Origin of the sequence: Streptomyces sp. NPDC052687, assembly GCF_040678395.1 — a bacterium.
Classification (GTDB): domain Bacteria; phylum Actinomycetota; class Actinomycetes; order Streptomycetales; family Streptomycetaceae; genus Streptomyces.
The window spans coordinates 1-18808 of record NZ_JBFATR010000019.1 but is presented as its reverse complement, the minus strand read 5'-3'; the positions used below and the strand labels follow the sequence as shown (position 1 = coordinate 18808).

The 18808-nt window shown below is 74.5% G+C and carries 15 protein-coding genes and 2 pseudogenes; 10 read left to right on the top strand and 7 right to left on the bottom strand.

The features are described from left to right. Positions 1-510, top strand: coding sequence for a methylated-DNA--[protein]-cysteine S-methyltransferase (locus AB0K92_RS17580; RefSeq protein ID WP_365923775.1), 510 nt, complete (start codon positions 1-3; stop codon positions 508-510). A gap of 12 nt (positions 511-522) precedes the next feature. Here AB0K92_RS17580 and AB0K92_RS17575 read toward each other — a convergent pair whose 3' ends face one another. Continuing rightward, the gene (locus AB0K92_RS17575; protein ID WP_365923773.1) at positions 523-1005 is read right to left on the bottom strand and encodes a DUF456 domain-containing protein; all 483 of its coding nucleotides are present in this window, start codon (positions 1003-1005) and stop codon (positions 523-525) included. 271 nt (positions 1006-1276) lie between these two features. On the opposite strand from AB0K92_RS17575, the gene AB0K92_RS17570 reads away from it, so the two are divergent. Both AB0K92_RS17570 and AB0K92_RS17565 read left to right on the top strand, forming a co-directional pair. After that, complete coding sequence (locus AB0K92_RS17570; protein ID WP_365923771.1) at positions 1277-2794, top strand: protein phosphatase 2C domain-containing protein; 1518 nt, start codon at positions 1277-1279, stop codon at positions 2792-2794. 76 nt (positions 2795-2870) lie between these two features. Next, on the top strand, positions 2871-4613 hold the full coding sequence (locus AB0K92_RS17565) for a pyruvate dehydrogenase (protein WP_365923769.1): 1743 nt from the start codon (positions 2871-2873) through the stop codon (positions 4611-4613). A gap of 43 nt (positions 4614-4656) precedes the next feature. Here AB0K92_RS17565 and AB0K92_RS17560 read toward each other — a convergent pair whose 3' ends face one another. Next, complete coding sequence (locus tag AB0K92_RS17560) at positions 4657-6087, bottom strand: helix-turn-helix transcriptional regulator (protein WP_365923767.1); 1431 nt, start codon at positions 6085-6087, stop codon at positions 4657-4659. A 218-nt stretch (positions 6088-6305) separates the two neighbouring features. On the opposite strand from AB0K92_RS17560, the gene AB0K92_RS17555 reads away from it, so the two are divergent. Both AB0K92_RS17555 and AB0K92_RS17550 read left to right on the top strand, forming a co-directional pair. After that, complete coding sequence (locus tag AB0K92_RS17555; protein WP_365923765.1) at positions 6306-6914, top strand: hypothetical protein; 609 nt, start codon at positions 6306-6308, stop codon at positions 6912-6914. Positions 6915-7451: 537 nt separating this feature from the next. After that, positions 7452-7928, top strand: a complete 477-nt coding sequence (locus AB0K92_RS17550; RefSeq protein WP_365923763.1) for an ATP-binding protein — start codon at positions 7452-7454, stop codon at positions 7926-7928. 100 nt (positions 7929-8028) lie between these two features. Here AB0K92_RS17550 and AB0K92_RS17545 read toward each other — a convergent pair whose 3' ends face one another. Continuing rightward, positions 8029-9075 carry a DUF2637 domain-containing protein gene (locus tag AB0K92_RS17545; RefSeq protein WP_365923761.1) on the bottom strand — a complete coding sequence of 349 codons (1047 nt, stop codon included), beginning with the start codon at positions 9073-9075 and terminating at the stop codon, positions 8029-8031. 289 nt (positions 9076-9364) lie between these two features. Next, positions 9365-10213: a (2Fe-2S)-binding protein gene (locus AB0K92_RS17540; protein WP_365923759.1), complete on the bottom strand. Its 849-nt coding sequence runs from the start codon at positions 10211-10213 to the stop codon at positions 9365-9367. A gap of 199 nt (positions 10214-10412) precedes the next feature. Here AB0K92_RS17540 and AB0K92_RS17535 point away from each other — a divergent pair, with 199 nt between their 5' ends. After that, entirely contained in the window at positions 10413-11246 is an 834-nt protein-coding gene (locus AB0K92_RS17535; protein ID WP_365923757.1) for a GntR family transcriptional regulator, read from the top strand. A 589-nt stretch (positions 11247-11835) separates the two neighbouring features. Here the strand turns inward: AB0K92_RS17535 and AB0K92_RS17530 are convergent. Together AB0K92_RS17530 and AB0K92_RS17525 are read right to left on the bottom strand one after the other, a co-directional pair. Then, positions 11836-12603 carry a hypothetical protein gene (locus tag AB0K92_RS17530; RefSeq protein WP_365923755.1) on the bottom strand — a complete coding sequence of 256 codons (768 nt, stop codon included), beginning with the start codon at positions 12601-12603 and terminating at the stop codon, positions 11836-11838. Between the two features lie 165 nt (positions 12604-12768). Continuing rightward, a complete protein-coding gene (locus AB0K92_RS17525) occupies positions 12769-14454 on the bottom strand; it encodes a PucR family transcriptional regulator ligand-binding domain-containing protein (RefSeq protein ID WP_365923753.1) in 1686 nt (561 codons plus the stop codon). A gap of 383 nt (positions 14455-14837) precedes the next feature. On the opposite strand from AB0K92_RS17525, the pseudogene AB0K92_RS17520 reads away from it, so the two are divergent. The 3 genes and pseudogenes from AB0K92_RS17520 to AB0K92_RS17510 form a co-directional block, all read left to right on the top strand. Then, positions 14838-15113: pseudogene (locus AB0K92_RS17520) on the top strand (FAD binding domain-containing protein); the annotation flags it as partial. Beyond that, positions 15111-15326, top strand: a pseudogene (locus tag AB0K92_RS17515) (hypothetical protein); the annotation flags it as partial. The pseudogenes AB0K92_RS17520 and AB0K92_RS17515, both read left to right, overlap by 3 nt. 212 nt (positions 15327-15538) lie before the next feature. Beyond that, a complete protein-coding gene (locus tag AB0K92_RS17510; RefSeq protein ID WP_365923751.1) occupies positions 15539-17005 on the top strand; it encodes an NCS2 family permease in 1467 nt (488 codons plus the stop codon). Between the two features lie 488 nt (positions 17006-17493). On the opposite strand, the gene AB0K92_RS17505 is transcribed toward AB0K92_RS17510, so the two are convergent. Further along, a complete protein-coding gene (locus tag AB0K92_RS17505) occupies positions 17494-17934 on the bottom strand; it encodes an SRPBCC family protein (protein ID WP_365923749.1) in 441 nt (146 codons plus the stop codon). Between the two features lie 163 nt (positions 17935-18097). Between AB0K92_RS17505 and AB0K92_RS17500 the strand changes: the two genes are divergently transcribed. After that, the coding region (locus AB0K92_RS17500) for a glycosyltransferase (RefSeq protein WP_365923747.1) at positions 18098-18808 on the top strand (711 nt) is incomplete at its 3' end.

Genomic DNA, 18808 nt, shown 5'->3' with positions numbered 1-18808 from the left:
GTGAACACGTACTGGACGCACCTCGACAGCCCCGTCGGACGGCTCCTGCTCACCGCCGACCCGAGCGGCGCGCTCACCTCCCTGTCCGTGCCCGGCCAGAAGGGCGGCCGGACGGTGCGGGACGACTGGCGGGCGGACGCCGGCCCGTTCCGCGAGGCCGCCGACCAGCTCGCCGCGTACTTCGCGGGCGACCTCAAGGAGTTCGACCTGCCGCTGCGCGCGCACGGCACCGCCTTCCGCGAGCGGGTCTGGGCGGCGCTCGACACCATCCCCTACGGGGCCACCACCACCTACGGCGAGATCGCCGCGCGGATCGGGGCGTCCCGCGCCGCCGTCCGGGCCGTCGGCGGCGCGATCGGCGCCAACCCGCTGCTCATCGTCCGCCCCTGCCACCGGGTCATCGGCGCGGCCGGCGCGCTCACCGGCTACGCGGGAGGCCTCGACCGGAAGGTACGGCTGCTCACCCTGGAGGGGGCGCCGATCCAGGCACCCGTGCAGCCGGGGCTCTGAGGACCGCGCCGCTCAGCCCCAGAACACCGCCCCCAGCCACGCCCCCATGATCAGCAGGCAGGCGTACAGCTCCGTCAGCACGCTCCACCCGCCCGACCGCATCGTCGTCCGCAGCGCCGCCCGCGCCTCACCGGCCCGGCCCAGCCGCAGCCGCTCGCCCAGGTAGACGCCGCCCAGGAAACCGGGGACCGCGCCCAGCACCGGCAGCAGGAAGAAGCCGAGCAGCGCGCCCAGTCCCGCGTACACCGCCAGCCGGGCCGTCGCCCCGCTCGCCCGCAGCCGGCGCGGCGGCAGCGCCCAGCGCACCACCTGTGACAGCAGCAGCACGACCGTGGCGCCCACCAGCACCCACCAGGCGACCGCCCGGGGATCCTGCAACGCCCACCACAGCACCGCGGCCCACACCAGCCACGACCCCGGCACTCCGGGCAGCAGCACTCCGCACAGGCCGAGCAGCATCACCAGGCCGACCAGCAGGAGCTCCCACACTCCCATGAGTTCAGACTGCCGGAGCCCGCCGGGGCCCGCAGATCCGGCGGACCTGCACCCCAGGGCAGGACCGCGGGACGGCTCCCGCGGCGTCACGGCCCTTCGCGTGCCACCCAGCCCCGCTCGTGCGCGCGCCGGCCCAGCTGCGACCGCCGACCCCCGCCGCCCGCACCCCCGTTCGACGCCTCCCCCGACACGCCGTCGTCGCGCGTCGCGGCGTACGGCATTTTCCCGATGCCCCGTTCCCTTCCGGCGCCCGCGGTGGACAATTACCGGCATGAGCCAGCAGGGGGGAAGGCCCACCGGTCACTCCGACGACTGGTGGAGGCAGCTGTACGACGACTCCGTCGAGGACACGGGTCCCACGCCCACACCGGACTCGCTGGACGACCGGTTCGCCTCCGCGTCGGACGCACTGACCGGCCGCCCACCGGAACCACCACCACCTCGCGTACCGGCACCAAGGGTCCCGGCACCACGCAGGGGCTCCACACCGCCCGCGGATGCGGCGGAGGGACCCGCGGCCCGCCCGGAGGTGACCGGGGCCCGCCCGGAGGGGACCGCGGCCCGTCCGGAGGACTCCGCCCCGGAGCCGCTCGGCAGGCCCACGCCGGACACTCCCACCCCCCGGCCCGAGGCGCCCCTCCCGAGACCCGCGGCGGATCCCCGGCCACCCCGAGGCCCCACCGCCTCGGCGACCGGCAGCCCCGCGCCGCCCCCGCCCCCACTCCCACCCGACGGCCGGCGACAGCCACCCGCCGCTCCCGCAGCCTCAGCCGCCCCCGCCCCCGCGCCCGTCACCCCCGCCGCCCCGCCCCCCACCGCACCCACCCCCCTCGCCCACGTCGGTTCCGGCCCCCCGACCTACGACCCGGAGCCGACCGCTCTCCCCGCCGCCGACCCCGACGATCTCGGGAACCTCGTGCCGGACACGGTGCTCGACGGCGCCCGGTACGGCACGTGCACCCTGCGCGCGGCCTCCGTGCGCGGCGACTCCGCCCGGTACCGCGGGGAACCGCGCCGCGACGCGCTGCTCACCGCCCGCTTCGGCACCGGCGACCAGGCGCTGCTGCTGGTCGCGATGGCCACGGGCGCGCGGGCCACCCCGCACGCGCACCGCGCCGCCGCCGAGGTGTGCCGGTGGATCGGCGGAGCCGTGGGCCGCAGCCACGCCCGCCTCGCGGAGGACATCCGCGCGGGCCGCCGCGGCGACCTGAAGTCCGGCCTGCACCGGCTGACCGACCGCAGCCTCGGCAGACTCCGGGCGAGCGCCGCCGACCAGGGCCTGCGCCCGGAGGAGTACGCGGCCACCCTGCGCTGCCTGCTCCTGCCGACCGACCCGCAGTGCCGCACCCGGGTGTTCTTCGGTGTCGGCGCGGGCGGCCTGTTCCGGCTCCGCGACGGCGGCTGGCAGGACATCGAACCGCGGGTCACCGAGGCCGTGGGGGAGCCCGTCGTCGGGTTCGGCTCACCGCCGTCCGAGACCCCGGAGGGTGACCGGCTCACCCAGGACCTGGGCATCCCCGCCCCTCCGAGCCCGTACGAACCGGCCCCCGGGCCGCCCCGCGAACCCTTCCGCTTCCGCGCCTCGGTCGCCCGTCCGGGTGATGTCCTTCTGCTGTGCACCGAGGGCCTCGCCGAGCCCCTGCGGGGCGAACCGGAGCTCCCCGCCCATCTCATCGAACGGTGGTCGCACCCGCAGCCGCCGGGCCTCGCCGCGTTCCTCGCCGACACCCAGGTCCGGGTGAAGGGGTACGCGGACGACCGTACGGCGGCGGCCGTGTGGGAGGCGTAACCGCGCACGGTGTGGATTCATGGACCGGGGGACCGCACCGCCGCATCCGCCGCCGAGCGAAGGGGCTCAGGGATCCATGGCCAAGCAGAACGTCGCCGAGCAGTTCGTCGACATCCTCGCCCGCGCCGGGGTGAAACGCCTGTACGGCGTCGTCGGCGACAGCCTCAACCCGGTCGTCGACGCCGTCCGCCGCAACCCCGCCCTGGAGTGGATCCACGTCCGGCACGAGGAGACCGCCGCGTTCGCGGCCGGCGCCGAGGCCCAGATCACCGGGAAGCTGACCGCCTGCGCGGGCTCCTGCGGTCCCGGCAACCTGCACCTCATCAACGGCCTGTACGACGCCCACCGCTCCATGGCCCCGGTCCTCGCCCTCGCCTCGCAGATCCCGTCCAGCGAGATCGGCCTCGGCTACTTCCAGGAGACCCACCCCGACCGGCTGTTCCGCGAGTGCAGCCACTACTGCGAACTGATCTCCAGCCCGCAGCAGATGCCCCGCCTGCTGCAGACCGCCATCCAGAACGCGGTCGGCCGCTCCGGCGTCAGCGTCGTCTCCCTCCCCGGCGACCTCGCCGCCGAACCGGCACCCGACAAGACCGTCGAGACCGCCCTGGTCATCGCCCGGCCCACGGTCCGCCCCGGCGACGAGGAGATCGACAAGCTCGCCGACCTGATCGACCGGGCCGAGAAGGTCACCCTGTTCTGCGGCAGCGGCACCGCCGGCGCGCACGCCGAGGTGATGGCCCTCGCGGAGAAGATCAAGTCACCGGTGGGCCACGCCCTGCGCGGCAAGGAGCACATCCAGTACGACAACCCGTTCGACGTCGGCATGAGCGGCCTGCTCGGCTACGGAGCCGCCTACGAGGCCACCCACGAGTGCGACCTGCTGATCCTGCTCGGCACCGACTTCCCGTACAACGCCTTCCTGCCCGACGACGTCGCCATCGCCCAGGTCGACGTACGCCCCGAACACCTCGGCCGCCGCTCCAAGCTGGACCTCGCCGTGTGGGGTGATGTGAAGGAGACGCTGCGCTGCCTGATCCCGCGGGTGAAGGAGAAGACGAACCGGCGCTTCCTCGACAGGATGCTGAAGAAGCACGCGGAGGCGCTGGAGGGTGTCGTCAAGGCGTACACCCGCAAGGTGGACAAGCACGTGCCCATCCACCCCGAGTACGTGGCGTCCGTGCTCGACGAGATCGCCGCCGACGACGCGGTGTTCACGGTCGACACCGGCATGTGCAACGTGTGGGCCGCCCGCTACATCACCCCCAACGGCCGCCGCCGCGTCATCGGTTCCTTCTCCCACGGCTCCATGGCGAACGCGCTGCCCATGGCGATCGGCGCCCAGTTCACCGACCGCCGCCGCCAGGTCGTGTCGATGTCCGGGGACGGCGGATTCGCCATGCTGATGGGCGACTTCCTCACCCTCGTCCAGTACGACCTGCCGGTGAAGGTGGTGCTGTTCAACAACTCCTCGCTCGGCATGGTGGAGCTGGAGATGATGGTCGCCGGACTGCCCTCCTACGGCACCACCAACAAGAACCCCGACTTCGCCGCCGTCGCCCGCGCGTGCGGTGCCTACGGCGTACGGGTCGAGAAGCCCAAGGAGCTGGCCGGCGCGCTCAAGGACGCCTTCCGGCACAAGGGCCCCGCCCTCGTCGACGTCGTCACCGACCCCAACGCCCTGTCCATCCCGCCGAAGATCAAGGCCGAGATGGTCACCGGCTTCGCCCTCTCCGCCTCGAAGATCGTCCTGGACGGCGGCGTCGGCAAGATGCTCCAGCTGGCCCGCTCCAACCTCCGCAACGTGCCCCGGCCTTAGCTCCACCCCCTGTCCGGCCGTGCGTCGGCTCGGTGACACCTCCTCAGCTGTCCGCCGCCCAGGCGCGGGCCGAGGTGTCGTACGTGTGGTGGGGCAGGCCCTCGATGGCGCTCGTGCGGAACGGGCGGCCGCGGTCGTCGACGCGGACCGTGCCGGTGCGGCCCTGCGAGGACCAGTCCAGCTCCAGCCACCAGCGGCAGTCGCAGCCCGAGGTGCGCGCGGTGACCAGCAGCACCTCCGGATCCTCGGCGGACACCCGGTACGGCAGCCTGACCGCGGGGATCGGGGTGCCGGCGTCGTTCCCGGGCACCGAGCGGGCGATCGGCCGGTCCTTGTCCAGGTCCACCGCGAAGTGGCGGGGCGTGAGCGCGCCCCCGCAGCCCTGGTCCATGGCGTACGCGTGCCCCCGCGCGGGTTCCGCCCGCCCCGCCACCCGCACCCGCAGCGCCTCCAGCACGACCGCCGTGGCGGACAGGCCCTGCACGGAGATCCGTACGTTCGTCTCCTCGCCGTGCACCGCGCTCTGCGCCGCCGCCCACACCCCGGCGTCCTGCGGTGCCGGGGGCGGCGGGACCTGGGCGGGCGGCTTCCCGACGACGTAGTCGTGACCGCACCCCTGCGCCCACACGTGCGAGTCGACGGTCCAGGCGAGGGGGACGGCGGCGGGGGAGGAGGACGGGGCGGCGTCGGGAGCGGGGTCGGTGCGGTCGGTGGCGGAGGAGCTGGGGCCGGACCTCTTGCGCTCCTTCTTCCTTCCCGGCGTGGTGGGTGACGCGGTCGCCGAGGACGCGGCGGGGGACGGGGACAGCGTGGGTGCCGGCGAGTTGTCCGGCGCGGCCGCGGTGGCGGTCGTACGGGACCGCGGCGCCGCCTCGCCGGAGGGACCGCGGTCCGTGGGGAGCGCGGCGAGGCTTCCGAGGCTGCCGAGGGTCGCGAGGAAGGCGCCGGAGACGGTGGCGGTGACGACGATCCGACGGCGGCGGTACCAGGGGGCAGGGGGCTGCGCCGGGGCGGCGCGACCAGCGCGCTCGCCGGGCTCCCGGGACGCTACGGGACCGTCGGGCTCGCGGGAGGCGTCAGGCTCTTCGGGCTCTTCTGGCTCTTCGGGCTCCGCGGGCTCTCCGGGCGCCGCCCCCGGCTCTCCTGGCTCTTCCGGCTCCTCCGGCTCTCCCGGCTCCTCGTCGGCCGTGGGGCCGGTGGCCGGTGCCGGGCGGGGGCGGGTGCGGGCCGCGAGGGCGGCCAGCCAGCGGCGGTGCAGGTCGAGGCGTTCCTCGGGCGTCGCGCCGCACAGCGCGGCGAAGCGTTCGACGGGGGCGAAGTCCTGGGGGACCGCGTCGCCCGCGCAGTAGCGGTGCAGCGTGGAGGTGTTCATCCGGAGGCGGCGGGCCAGCGCGCCGTAACTGCGGTCCGTACGCTCCTTCAGCCCGCGCAGCAGCGCCGCGAACTCCGCGACCTCGTCGTCGTGTCCCGACACCCTTCCCCCGTGTGCTCGCGTCCCCGGGACGGCATCCCAGGCACTCCCTGTACGTGCACGTCAGACGGGGTGGGATGGTTCCATGCCGACGGATCCGGCATCCCCTGTTGCGCCCCCGCCGCAGCCCGCCGATGCTCGAAATGTCGCCCCGGGAGCCGGTCCGGCCCGCCGGCGGTGGGCGGCAGTCCACACTCACGCACTCGCACCCGGGGAGACCCATGCCCATCCGTACCCGAGCCGGAGCGCTCACCGCAGTCGCCGCCGCCGCGCTCACCGGCGTCACCGCCCTCGCCGCCCCGGCGGCAGCCGCGCCCCCGCCCGCGTTCCTCTCGGCCGCCGACCTGCCGCCGCACCCGTCCTCGTCGTGGACCGCCGGCGAGGTCACCGACGGGGTGCCGGACGAGCTGCGGCTCTGCCTGGACGAGGTGTTCCCCGGCTACGACTCGCGCTACCGCCCGTTCCACACCGACCTCGACACCAGCGCCCGGCAGCTGACCATCGTCACCGGCAGCACCGCGAAGGCCGCGGCCCTGGCCGACCGGATGAACCGGGAGATCCGTTCCTGCGCGGGCCGTATCGAGCGGAGCGACCCCCAGGTCGAGGCCGGCTACCGCCATTACGGCAGGGTCGCCGTCGAGGAGGGCGCCCGCGTCCACGGGCTGCACACCGAGACCTCCTGGGGCGCGACGGACATCCGTCTGCTGTCGGTGGGACGCGACGGGCGGACCGTGACCGTCGTGGAGTGGTCGCAGATGGGCGACTTCGGGGACGCGCCCGTCCGCGCGTTCCGGAAGACGACGGCCACCGCGGTGAACAAGCTCTACTGACCCGGCGGCCGACCGCCGCGCGGTCGCCGGTGGCCGCCGTCCCGCCACGGGGGTGGGGACGGCGGTCACGGACATCGGGACCGCGGCCACCGGGACTCGGGGACGGCGGCCACGGGGCGTCGGGACCGCGGTCGGCGGGTCGCTGTCACGGTCGCATTCCGGCCACTTTCGCCCCGGCGGTTCCGGCGCCGCGACGGTTGCAGATATGCCACGGCCGGGGAACCACCCGCCTCACCACTGGGCCGTGTACGGCCGGATGGGCAGACGGCAATAGACATGTGAGCCGATCCACGCCGGTCGCCCGCGGGGCCGGACACGCCGTCCGCGGCCTGTCCGGCGGCCCCCGGCCGCCTCGGGGGTGGCCGAACACCCGGTCGTCGGCGATCCGGTATGACTGGCCCGGAGCCGACCGGGCAAGGATCCCCGTGAACGTGTTCGACCAGGAGGGGAACCGACATCGGCACGCGGGCGGGGGACATGAGGAGTCAGACACGAGGAGGCGGGCCCACCACGGTCGGGGCTCTCACGGCGGGGACGGTGGAGGAGGAGACCGACGGCACCGCGGAGCGGATACCGGCGCCGCAGCTGCGGCGCAGACTCCACCGGGCGGATCTGCGGGCGGTCCCGGAGGCCCGCCGGGCGCTGCGCGAACTGCTGAGGCAGTGGGGCAGCCCCGGCTGCTCGGCCGTGGCGGAGCTGCTGACCAGTGAACTCGTCACCAACGCGCTGGTGCACACCGACGACGACGCGGTCCTCACGGCCACCGTCGGACCGCGCGGACTGCGCGTGGAGGTGAGGGACTTCGTGGCCCGCCGACCCACACCGCGCGTACCGGCCGCCGACGACGGTACGCACGGCCGGGGCCTGATCCTGGTCGAGGCGCTCGCCGCCGACTGGGGCGTACGCCCGCACGCGGTCGGCAAGGCCGTCTGGTTCGAGCTGACCGAAGACACCACGGACACCACGGACACCGCTGACACCGCCGACACCGTGGAAGCCGTGGACGCCGCGTGAGACACGGGGGATGAGCGCGAGGGACGACACGTGAACGGGACGGGGTGCGGCCCCGTGCGGCCGCACCCCGTCCCGTTGTCGCCCGGTCCCCGGTCCGGCGCTAGCCGAACTGCTGCTCCAGATCCTTGAGCTTGCGTTCCAGGGAGTCGAGGCGCGGCAGGGCCTGGGTGTCGTCCTCCGCGGTCAGGTCCACGGTGACCGGGTCAGCGGATCCGCCGCGGACCGGCTGAAGGGAAGGCCGCACGCGTACCGGCAACGGTTCCGGCGCGGATATGGCAGGCTCCGCGGAGACCATCTCGGAGCCCTGCTCCACCGACGGCAGATCCACCTGGCGTCCGCCGCCACGGCCGACGAAACCGCGGTGGCCCCGGCTGATCGCCTTCAGCTGGGCGCGCTCCAGGCGCTCCTTGTCGCGGCGGCGCATCCGCTCCTGCTCCTTCTGGCGCTTGTCCTCGCGGACCTCCTCGACCGCCTCGTCGAGGCTGCGCACCCCTTCCAGGAGCATCAGGGACCAGGCCTTGTACGTCTCGCGCGGGGCCCGCAGCCAGCGCACCACCCGGATCTGCGGCAGCGGTCTGGGCACCAGGCCCTGCTCGCGCAGGGCGGCCCGGCGGGTCTGCTTCAGGGCGCGGTCGAAGAGGACCGCGGCGGACAGGGACATGCCCGCGAAGAAGTGGGGGGCGCCGGCGTGCCCGGCACCGCGGGGCGCGTGCACCCAGTTGAACCAGGCGGCGGCGAAGGCGAAGGTCCACACCAGTATGCGGGAGCCGAGCGCCGCGTCACCGTGGCTCGCCTCGCGGACCGCGAGCACCGAGCAGAACATCGCCGCGCCGTCGAGTCCGAACGGCACCAGGTACTGCCAGCCGTCGGCCAGGCCCAGGTTCTGCTCGCCGAAGCCGACCAGGCCGTGGAAGGAGAGCGCCGCCGCGACCGCGGCACAGCAGAAGAGCAGGACGTAGGAGACGGTGCCGTAGATGGCCTCCTTGCGTCTGCGGCGTTCCTCGTTGCGCTCCCAGGAGTCGTCGGCGCTCGCGTCCTTCCCCGCGGTCCGCTTGCCGCGCGCGAGCACCGCCACCGCCGCCAGCATGCCCAGGAGCAGTACGGCGCCCGGAAGCAGCCAGTTCAGCGATATCTCGGTCAGTCTCATCCGGTGGTCCCTTGCATTGGGATAGGGCGTGACGCCCGCCATAGTGGCCCAATGCCGCGGGCCCTCTGGGGGTTTCGGGGCAAGAGGCCGCCAAGGGGACCCGGGAGGGAGACGGGGACGGCGTTCTGCTCGAACTGCCGTGTGAGCGTGCGGAGTTGAGTTCGAAGAAGACAACCCCTGCGGGTGGTTCCCGGCAGATTTCCCGCAACACGTGAGGAAACGGTAATCGGCTGCCATCACAGGGACCACCGGTTCAAGGGTGATCGTACGGGACGGAAGTGGCGGAAGATCAACTCGCCGCGGCGGCGGTCAGCTTGACGACACGGTCGGCGTCACAGGTGCGCGGGCAGGTGGCACAGGTGTCCTCGGGGCGCACGGTGTAGAACATGCAGCAGCTCACCCGGTCCCGGGTGGGCAGCCGCTCGCCGTCCGGTCCGGTCAGCTCGCGGAAGGCCGCGGAGCCGACGTACGGCTTGGTCGCCCCCGGCAGCAGCAGCTCCAGCTCGTGCCGGGCCCGGCCCTGCTCGCCGAACAGGTGGGCGACGTACCACAGCCCCTCCACGACCTCGTCGGTCGCCATGCCCCACAGCGCGCGGCCGCGCCGGCGCATCCGGGGGCCGAAGCCGGCGAGGACCGGCTCCAGGTGCTCGGCCACCGCCGCCCGCACCTCGGCGCGCAGTGCCTCCTCGCCGTCGACCACCCGGGCGCCGGGCAGTGCGGCGGCCGGGTCGCCGGGCAGGCAGGCGAAGCCGGCCGGGCGCACGGCGAGACGGCCCATGGAGAGGTTGGGGGCGGTGCGGTCGTACGAGACGTGCGTCACGGGGTAGCGCGGGACGCGGCGGTGCAGGAACCAGGGGACGGTGATCAGCAGGCAGGCGGGCCAGGCGTAGCGGTGCAGGCCGAAGCCGGCGATCACGTCGGGGCGGGCCCGGTGGCCGTAGTCCCGCAGGACCTGGGCGTCGTCCCAGGCCAGGAAGGTGTCGAGGGCGGCTCCGCCGTCCGCCAGCTCGGCGGCACCGACCCATCCGCCGCCCTCCGGGGCCGGCTGTCCGGGGGCCAGCTCGGTGACGGTGAGGCCCGGGAACACCTCGGTGAGGCGGGCGTACGCGTCCGCTACGGCCGAAGAGGGCACAGGCATGCCGGAACCGCCCCTTGGGGTCGAGGAACTGATCACTCGGAGGTCTCTCAGAGGTAAGGCTTACCTTACCCAATCGATCGCGAGTTTGAACTACCGCGTCCTGGCTCTAAGGTGCTTGACGGACGAGTAACAACCGGCCGTGATCTCCCCGACCACCGATAACCACCGACAACCGACGACAAGCCCGCAGGAGGCCCCCGTGAAGCAGCGCGCGCACGGCTCCTCCGACACGGGGGCCGAGTCGGAGCCGGCGGCCTCCGGTGGTGCGGCGGGCGGCGGGGAGACGCCCGCGGTGAGGCTGCCGCCGCAGGCGCGGGCCACGGCACCCGAGTCGGCGCGGGGTGAGCACACCCACGGTGAGCAATCGATTCCGCGGGCGCGGTCCGGGGCGGAGCCCGTGCGGCCGGTCGTGCGGCGGTCGTCCGTGCGCGGGCAAGTCCTCCAGGCGCTGCGCTCCGCGCTGGTCACGGGAGAGCTGCGGCCCGGCGAGGTCTACTCCGCGCCCGCCCTCGGCGAACGGTTCGGGGTGTCGGCGACGCCCGTCCGCGAGGCGATGCAGCAGCTCGCGCTGGAGGGCGCCGTCGAGGTCGTGCCCAACCGGGGCTTCCGGGTCGTCGAGCGGGGCGCGCGTGAGCTGGCGGAGCTGGCGGAGGTGCGGGCGCTGATCGAGGTGCCCGTCCTGCTGCGGCTCGCCCGGACCGTGCCCGCCGCCCGCTGGGCCGAGCTGCGGCCGCTCGCCGAGGCGACGGTGCGGGCGGCGGCCTCCGGGTGCCGGGTGACGTACGCCGAGGCGGACCGGGCGTTCCACCGGGCCGTGCTGGGCCTCGCCGGGAACGACCAGCTCGTGCGCATCGCGGACGATCTGCACCGGCGCGCGCAGTGGCCGCCGGCCGGGCTGGCCGGGGGCCGCGACCGCACCGAACTGATGACCGACGCCGCCCAGCACGTCGCCCTCCTGGACGCGTTGATCGCCGACGACACGGAAGCCGTACGAGCCCTCGTCACCGACCACTACCCAGGCACCCCTACCTGACCCTCGCCCCCGATCCGCCCGGCGGCACGCCTGCCGGCGGTTTCGGCCGGTGGGTTGCCCGCTGCGGGAGTCCGAGCCGGCCGTGGCCGGGTGCGGGTGCCCCGGCGATGGTGAAGCCGCCCCCGCCCGTCCGTGCCCTCCCGGCGGCGTGGCGCCCGCTGCTTCGGCGGGCCGGTCGTGCGCTCGCGTGCCGCGGTTCGAGCGAGCCGACTGCCGCGGCAGCAGCCCGCGTCGGCATGAGCCGATCGGCCGCGCGGAGCCTGCGACCGGTGCGGGACGGTTGCCCCGCGTGGTCGCCGTCGCGCGGTCGGCTTCGCCGGCCACGGCGCCAACCGTCTCGGCGCCTCCGCGCTGGTGCGCGGCCTCGCCGTCCCTTGCGGTCGCGGCGGGGCAGGTGCCCGCGTGGTGCCTTGGGGTTGGTGCGGGGTGCCTGGCCGGTGTGCTCCCCGCGGTGGGTGCGGGCCGGCTGTTCCATCCGCGCGCCCCGTGGCCGGTGGGGCCCTGTCCCGTATGGCGTCTGTGGTCGGACCGGCCCGGCCGGCTCGCGTGCCCCCGCGGTCGGGGTGCGGCCGGGCCTCCTCCGTGCGGCTCAGGCCGTTGCCGTGCCCGGGGTCGGGGGTGTCAGGTGGCGGGTGAGCCAGGTGGGGACGCCGCCCAGGAGGTGGAAGAGGCGGCGGGCCTCCTCGCGCAGGCGGGAGGCCTCCGGTTCCGTCTCGGCGTCGGCCAGGGAGACCAGGGCCGGGGCCGTGCCCACGAGGTAGCCGAGTTCCTCGCGGATGCGCAGCGACTCGGCGAAGCCGTGCCGGGCCTCGGCCAACTCGCCGTCGCGCAGGGCGAGTCCGGCGAGGTGGCGCCAGGTGAAGGAGAGCAGGAGGGCGTCGGAGTGGGCGGTGGCGGCCGCGTGGGCGCGGCGGTAGGCCGCGCGGGCGGCCTGGGGGGAGCGGGTCAGGTTCTCGGCGAGCAGCCCCCGGCGGAAGTCCAGCAGGGCCCGGGCCGGCGCCCCCGGCGGGATCAGCGCCGCCGCCCGGCCCAGCGCGGCGCGGGCCTCGTCGGCGCGGTCCCGAACCGCGAGGAGGGTCGCGGCGTACGCCAAGTACCCGCGTTCACAAGCGGCCGCGCCCCGCTCGTCGTCGGTGTGGGCCAGCGCCTCCGCGGTGCGCAGCGCGTCCTCGGCGTCCTCCCAGCCCTGCTCGGTGTACAGACAGCGCTCCACCAGCAGCGCGGCACGCTGCAACGCGGCGCCCGGCGTGACCGGTTGGAGCAGGGCGGCCGCGTCGGCCCAGCAGGCCCGCGAGCGCAGCCGCCATACCGCGGTCTGGAGTGGATCGTCACCGGCGGTCGTTCCGTTACCAGACATGGCGGTATACGCCACCTCGCCCTCCCCGAGCACGCCATCGAGCTGTTGAGTGGTGGCCGCATCTCAGCACGGATCGCACGGCCCGGCCAAGAGGGTGGGTGAAGGATTTCACAAAGTCGTGGGTCTCCGCGCCCGCGGAGGTTTCAGCCGCTCCCCGGCGCGTCCTCAGCTCATCCGCAGCGCCAGGAAGAAGTCCAGCTTGTCCTCCAGGCGGGACAGGTCACGACCCGTCAACTGCTCGATCCGGCCCACCCGGTACCGCAGCGTGTTGACGTGCAGGTGCAGCCGGGACGCGCAGCGCGTCCAGGAGCCGTCGCACTCCAGGAACGCCTCCAGCGTGGGGATCAGTTCCGCCCGGTGACGGCGGTCGTAGTCGCGCAGCGGGTCCAGCAGCCGGGCGGTGAACGCGCGGCGGACGTCGTCGGGGACGAAGGGCAGCAGCAGGACGTGGGAGGCCAGCTCCTGGTGGCCCGCGGCGCACACCCGGCCGGGGCGGGCGGCGGCCACCCGGCGGGCGTGCCGGGCCTCCTCCAGCGCGCCGCGCAGCCCCTCGGCGGAGTGCACGGCCGCGCTGACGCCGAGCGTGACCCGGCCGTCGCCGTCGAGACCCGCGGACAGCGGCTCGCGCACGGCCGCGAGCAGCGCGTCGGCGAGGACACCGCTCTCGGAGCCGTCGTGCTCGGCGGAGACCGCGGGCAGCGGGACGAGCGCGATGGCCTCGTCGCCGGCGTGGGCGACGGCGATCCGGTCGGACGGCTCCGGCCCGGTCGCCTGCGGGTCGACGAGGATCTCCTCCAGCAGCGACTGCGCGGCCGGGCCCGTCTCGCCCTCCCCGCCGTCCCATTCGACGCGGGCGACCACGACCTGCCAGTGCGGGGCGGCGCCGAGCCCGGGCAGCAGCACCGGGGCGGCCACCCGCAGCCGGGCGGCGATCTCGGCGGGCGCGGCGCCGGTCTGCACCAGCTCCAGCACCTCCTGGGCGAGCCGCCGCCGCACGGTGCGCGCGGCGTCCCTGCGGTCCCGCTCCACCGCGATCAGCTGGGTGACGCCGTGCAGCAGGTCGAGCCGTTCCTCCGCCCAGTCCCCGGCGTCCGCCTCCACGACGAGCACCCAGTCCGCCAGCACGTTCTCGCGGACGTCGCGGGAGGCCTGCGGGGTGCGGGCGGTGCTGCGGATGGGGAACAGGGAGTACGTCGAGGAGCCGGCCGGCACCCGGTGCGGGCCGCGCCGGCCGGTGCGGGCGGCGGACAGGTGCTCGGCGGCGAGCCGGGCGCACAGCTCCGCCGGCAGCTCGGCGGACTGCCCCGGCCCGGCGGCCTTCGGCCCGGCGATGAGCCGGCCGGTCGGCGACAGCACCCAGGCGCGCAGGTCCAGGTCGGAGCCGAGCAGGTCCAGGACCACGTCGGGGCCGCCGCCCGCCGGACCGGAGGTCATCATCCGCCGGTGCCGGTCGACGACGGCCGCGAGATCCCCGGCCCGCTCCCCGGAGACCTGCCGGACGACATGCTCGGTGATCGTCGCGAAGGCCACCGACTCGTGCACCGCGAACAGCGGCAGCCGGTGCTTGGCGCAGGCCTCCAGCAGGTCCTCGGGGATGTCCCCCAGCTCGGCCTCACCGGCGGCCAGGGCGGCCACGCCCGCCTGCACGAGGATCCGCACGAACGGCTCGGAGTCGGCGGCGTCCCGGCGCCAGGCGAGGCCCGTCAGGACCAGCTCGCCGCCCGAGAGATAGCGGCTGGGGTCCCGCAGGTCGGTGGTCATCACGCCCCGCACCGTGCGGTCCAGCTCGTCCTCGCCGCCGAGCAGCCTGAGGCCCAGCGCGTCGGTGTCCAGCAGTGCGCGCAGCCGCATTCTCGTCGCCGCCGTTCTTTGTCTCGAAACTTACGATGAAACTGTTGCTGTTGGTGGGTTGTGGTCCGCGGGCCGTTCGACGGGCCGACACAGGGTCGTCCGATGCGGTTGCTCGCCGTCTCCTCCGCGCCGTCCCAGGTCACGCGCCCGGGTCGGACGTTCCCGGAGGAAAACAGAGAGGTTGCTGAGGGCCTTCGTTCATACGAATCTACAAGATGACCGCCCTCACCAGCCAACTCCTTCATGGTTTCTGCGACTGACCGCCCTGGAGTACGGCGCTGTGTACTGGCTCCACTCCGCATGAACGGAAGGTGAACGAGCCGGGCCCGGGACCCACGGATTGGCTCGATCTGCACGACCCCACCCGAAGAAGAGAGCCGGTCATGGACTTCCTTCGCCCCGCCAGCCGGGAGGAGGCGCTCGCCGCGAAGGCCCAGCACCCCACCGCTGTGCCGATCGCCGGGGGCACGGATGTGATGGTCGAGATCGACTTCGACCACCGCCGGCCCAGCCACCTCATCGACCTCGGCCGCATCGGCGAGCCGGCCGAGTGGGAAGCCGGCGCGGAGTCCGTACGCCTGGGCGCCCGCGTCCCGTACACCGCGATCATGGAGAACCCGCGCGCCGAGCTGCCGGGCCCGGCCCTCGCCGCGCACACCGACTACCTGATCCCCACGACTCTCGACACGCCGGCCGTCCCGGTGGGCGTGCTCCAACTCGCCGACCACCACGCCCCGTACGGGCTGCGCGGAGTCGGCGAGGCCCCCACCCTGTCGTCGGCCCCGGCCGTCCTCGCGGCGATCCGGGACGCGACGGAACTGGAGCCCAACCGGACGCCGGTCCGCCCCGAGCACCTCACCGGCACCGCGTAGACCCTCCGGGCGGCGCACCGGAACGTCACAACCTCCCCGCGCCGCCCGGAGCACCCCACACGCACCGCACCGCTCGCGGGGCGTGGCACGACAAGCGTGATCGTTCGTCTCGGGCCGTCCCCCGGGTCGTGCGGCCGAAGCACCTTCCCAAATCCCGCACGGCGCCGACGGCGACCGGCGGGTGCCCCTTTGAACCTTGGGAGTAGGCCCACATGACCCAGCAGTCGCTTGAGCCGAAGACCGTCGCGGAGGACGCGGGTGAGGGAACCCGCGTCCCGGCCGGACGGTCCTGGCTCGACCGGTACTTCCACATCACCCACAGAGGATCCACGGTCGCGCGTGAGGTGCGCGGCGGCATCACCACCTTCATGGCGATGGCGTACATCCTCCTGCTCAACCCCCTGATCCTGTCCGGCAAGGACGCGGCGGGGAACACGCTCGGCCAGCAGGCCCTCATCACCGCCACCGCGTTCGCGGCGGCCCTCACCACGCTGCTGATGGGTTTCGTCGGCAAGGTGCCCCTGGCGCTCGCCGCGGGCCTCTCCGTCTCCGGAGTCCTCGCCTCCCAGGTCGCCCCGGAGATGACCTGGCCGCAGGCGATGGGCATGTGCGTGATGTACGGCGTCGTCATCATGCTGCTGGTCGTCACCGGCCTGCGCGAGATGATCATGAACGCCATCCCGCTCGCCCTCAAGCACGCCATCACCATGGGCATCGGCCTGTTCGTCGCCCTGATCGGCATGGTCAAGGCCGGTTTCGTGCACGAGAACCCGGACCCCGGCGGCGGCCCGGTCCTCCTGGGGCCCGCCGGTGAACTGTCCGGCTGGCCCGTCCTCCTCTTCGCCCTCACCCTCCTCGCCATCTTCATGCTCCAGGCGCGCGGCATCCCCGGCGCCATCCTCATCGGCATCGTCGGCGGCACGCTGCTGGCCGTGGTCCTCAACGGCCTCGGCGTCATCGACCCCAGGCAGTGGGCGAGCGGCGCCCCCGAACTGCACGGCAGCGCCCTCTCGATGCCCGACTTCTCACTCTTCGGCGAGGTCGAGTTCGGCGGCTGGGGCGAGGTCGGCGCGATGACCGTCGGCATGATCGTCTTCACCCTGGTGCTCGCTGGTTTCTTCGACGCGATGGCGACCATCATCGGCGTCGGCACCGAGGCCAGGCTCGCCGACGACAAGGGCCGGATGCCGGGCCTGTCCAAGGCGCTGTTCATCGACGGCGCGGGCGGCGCGATCGGCGGCGTCTCCGGTGCCTCCGGCCAGACCGTGTTCGTCGAGTCGGCCACCGGCGTCGGCGAGGGCGCCCGCACCGGCCTGTCCTCCGTGGTCACCGGCCTGTTCTTCGCGGCCTGTCTGTTCTTCACCCCGCTCACGGCGATCGTGCCGGGGGAGGTCGCCGCGGCCGCCCTGGTGGTCATCGGCGCGATGATGATGATGAACGCCCGGCACGTCGACTGGGCCGACCGCGCCACCGCGATCCCGGTCTTCCTCACCATCGTGATCATGCCGTTCACCTACTCCATCACCGCGGGTGTCGCGGCGGGTGTCATCGCGTACGTCGCCATCAAGACCGCCCAGGGGAAGTTCCGCGAGATCGGGGCCTTCATGTGGGCGCTGACGGCGATCTTCGTGGTGTTCTTCGCCCTGAACCCCATCGAGGGCTGGCTGGGCGTCCACTAGCCGTACCGCCTGGCCGTGCCCTTCCGCACCCCGCCGGCAGGCGCTCCAGGACGGCCGGCCCGTTCTGGAGCGCCAGGGGACGGCGCTGTCCATCGCCGCCGAGATCGTCGCCACCCGGCGCGGCGGCAGCGGCCGCCCACTCACCGGCACGCACATTCCCGTCCACCCCGACACCCCACCACCGCCGGCGGCGGGGCGCGTCGGGTCGGTGGGGGGACGTGGCCCGGTGGGGTGAGGGGGGCCGGGCGGCTGGGTGGGGTGATGTGGACTCGGGCGGCTGGGTGGGTTGACGTGGACCTGGGCGGCTGGGCGGGGTGACGTGAACTCGGTCGGCTCGGTGGGGTGACGCGCCATGGGTCGCCTCAACCCGGTCGGCTCGGTGGCCCGACGCGGCCCTGGGCGGTGACCTGATCCGCGGCTCGGCCCCCGAAGCCGTACCGCCCGGTCGCCGAGACCCGCACGGGCTCGGGGGCCGACCCCGCGCCGGATCACGGCTGCCGCAGCAGCCGGTTCACCGCCCGGCCGAACATCGCCCGCGCCGCCGCCTCCAGCGGCCGGTCGAACGCGGCGGGCAGCAGCCGTACGGCCAGTTCCTCGCGCCACACCACCCGCGCGCGCCCGCCCGGTCCCGGCCGCACCTCCAGCTCCGCCCAGCCGAGCACCACCCGGCCGCGCTTCTCCAGCCGGCAGCGGCCCGGCGTGTCCTCGCCGGGCGGTTCCCAGACCGTGACCTCCATCGGATCGTCGAAGAACAGCGGGCCGACGCCCGTGCGGGCCACGAACACCGTCCCGACGCGGTCCGGCGGGGGCGTGCGCACCCGTACGCGCGTGAGCGGGACGGCGTCCGCGTGCCGGGGCCACTCGGTGAGCCGGCGCCAGGCCTCGGGCAGGGGGAGCGGCACGGTGCGCTCCAGGGTGAAGAAGACCACGGGACGATCCTAGGAACCCCGCTCACGATCGGCGTGCACGCGCAGCCGGAGGCCGCGCCCGCGTTTGATCGGGCCCCACGTTGGCACCCGCGAAAGAGCGGTACGCCGGTACGCCGGTACGCCGGTACGCGCCAGGGGAGCCGACACGAAAAAGGGGGCCCGCATGACCGCCTACGCCGTGGTGATCCCCACCCTCGTCCGCGCCTCCCTCACCGACTGCCTCGCCGCGCTCGCCGCCTCGATCGGACCGAAACCGGACCAGATCGTCCTCGTCGACGACCGGCCCCACCCCGAGCCCGGCGCCCTCGACCACCCGCTGAGCGTCCTCGGCGACCTGCGCCCGCGCGCCACCGTGCTGGCCGGAGGAGGCAGGGGCCCCGGCGCGGCCCGCAACACCGGCCTGCGCGCGGTCACCACCCCCTGGGCCGTCTTCCTCGACGAGGGCGTCCAGCCGGGCCCGCACTGGTGTGCCCGGCTCGACCGTGACCTCGCGGCCGACACCCCCGACATCGCGGGCAGCCAGGGCGTCATCGCCGTACCCCTGCCCGGCGGACGCGCCCCCACCGAAGCCGAACGCGAGACCACCGCGCGGGCCCGCGCCCGCTGGATCACCGCCGACATGGCCTACCGCACCGACGCCCTGAAGCAGGCCCGTGGCTTCGACGAACGCTTCCACGGCGCCCACCGCGCCGACGTCGACCTCGCCCTGCGGCTCCTCGACGCCGGACTGCGCATCCGGCAGGGCCGCCGCACCAGCAGGATGCCCGTGGCGCCGCCCGACCGCTGGGCCTCGCTGCGCGCCCAGCGCCGCCACGCCGACGACGCCCTGATGCGCCGCCTGCACGGCCCCCGCTGGTGGCACCGGGCCGTCGCG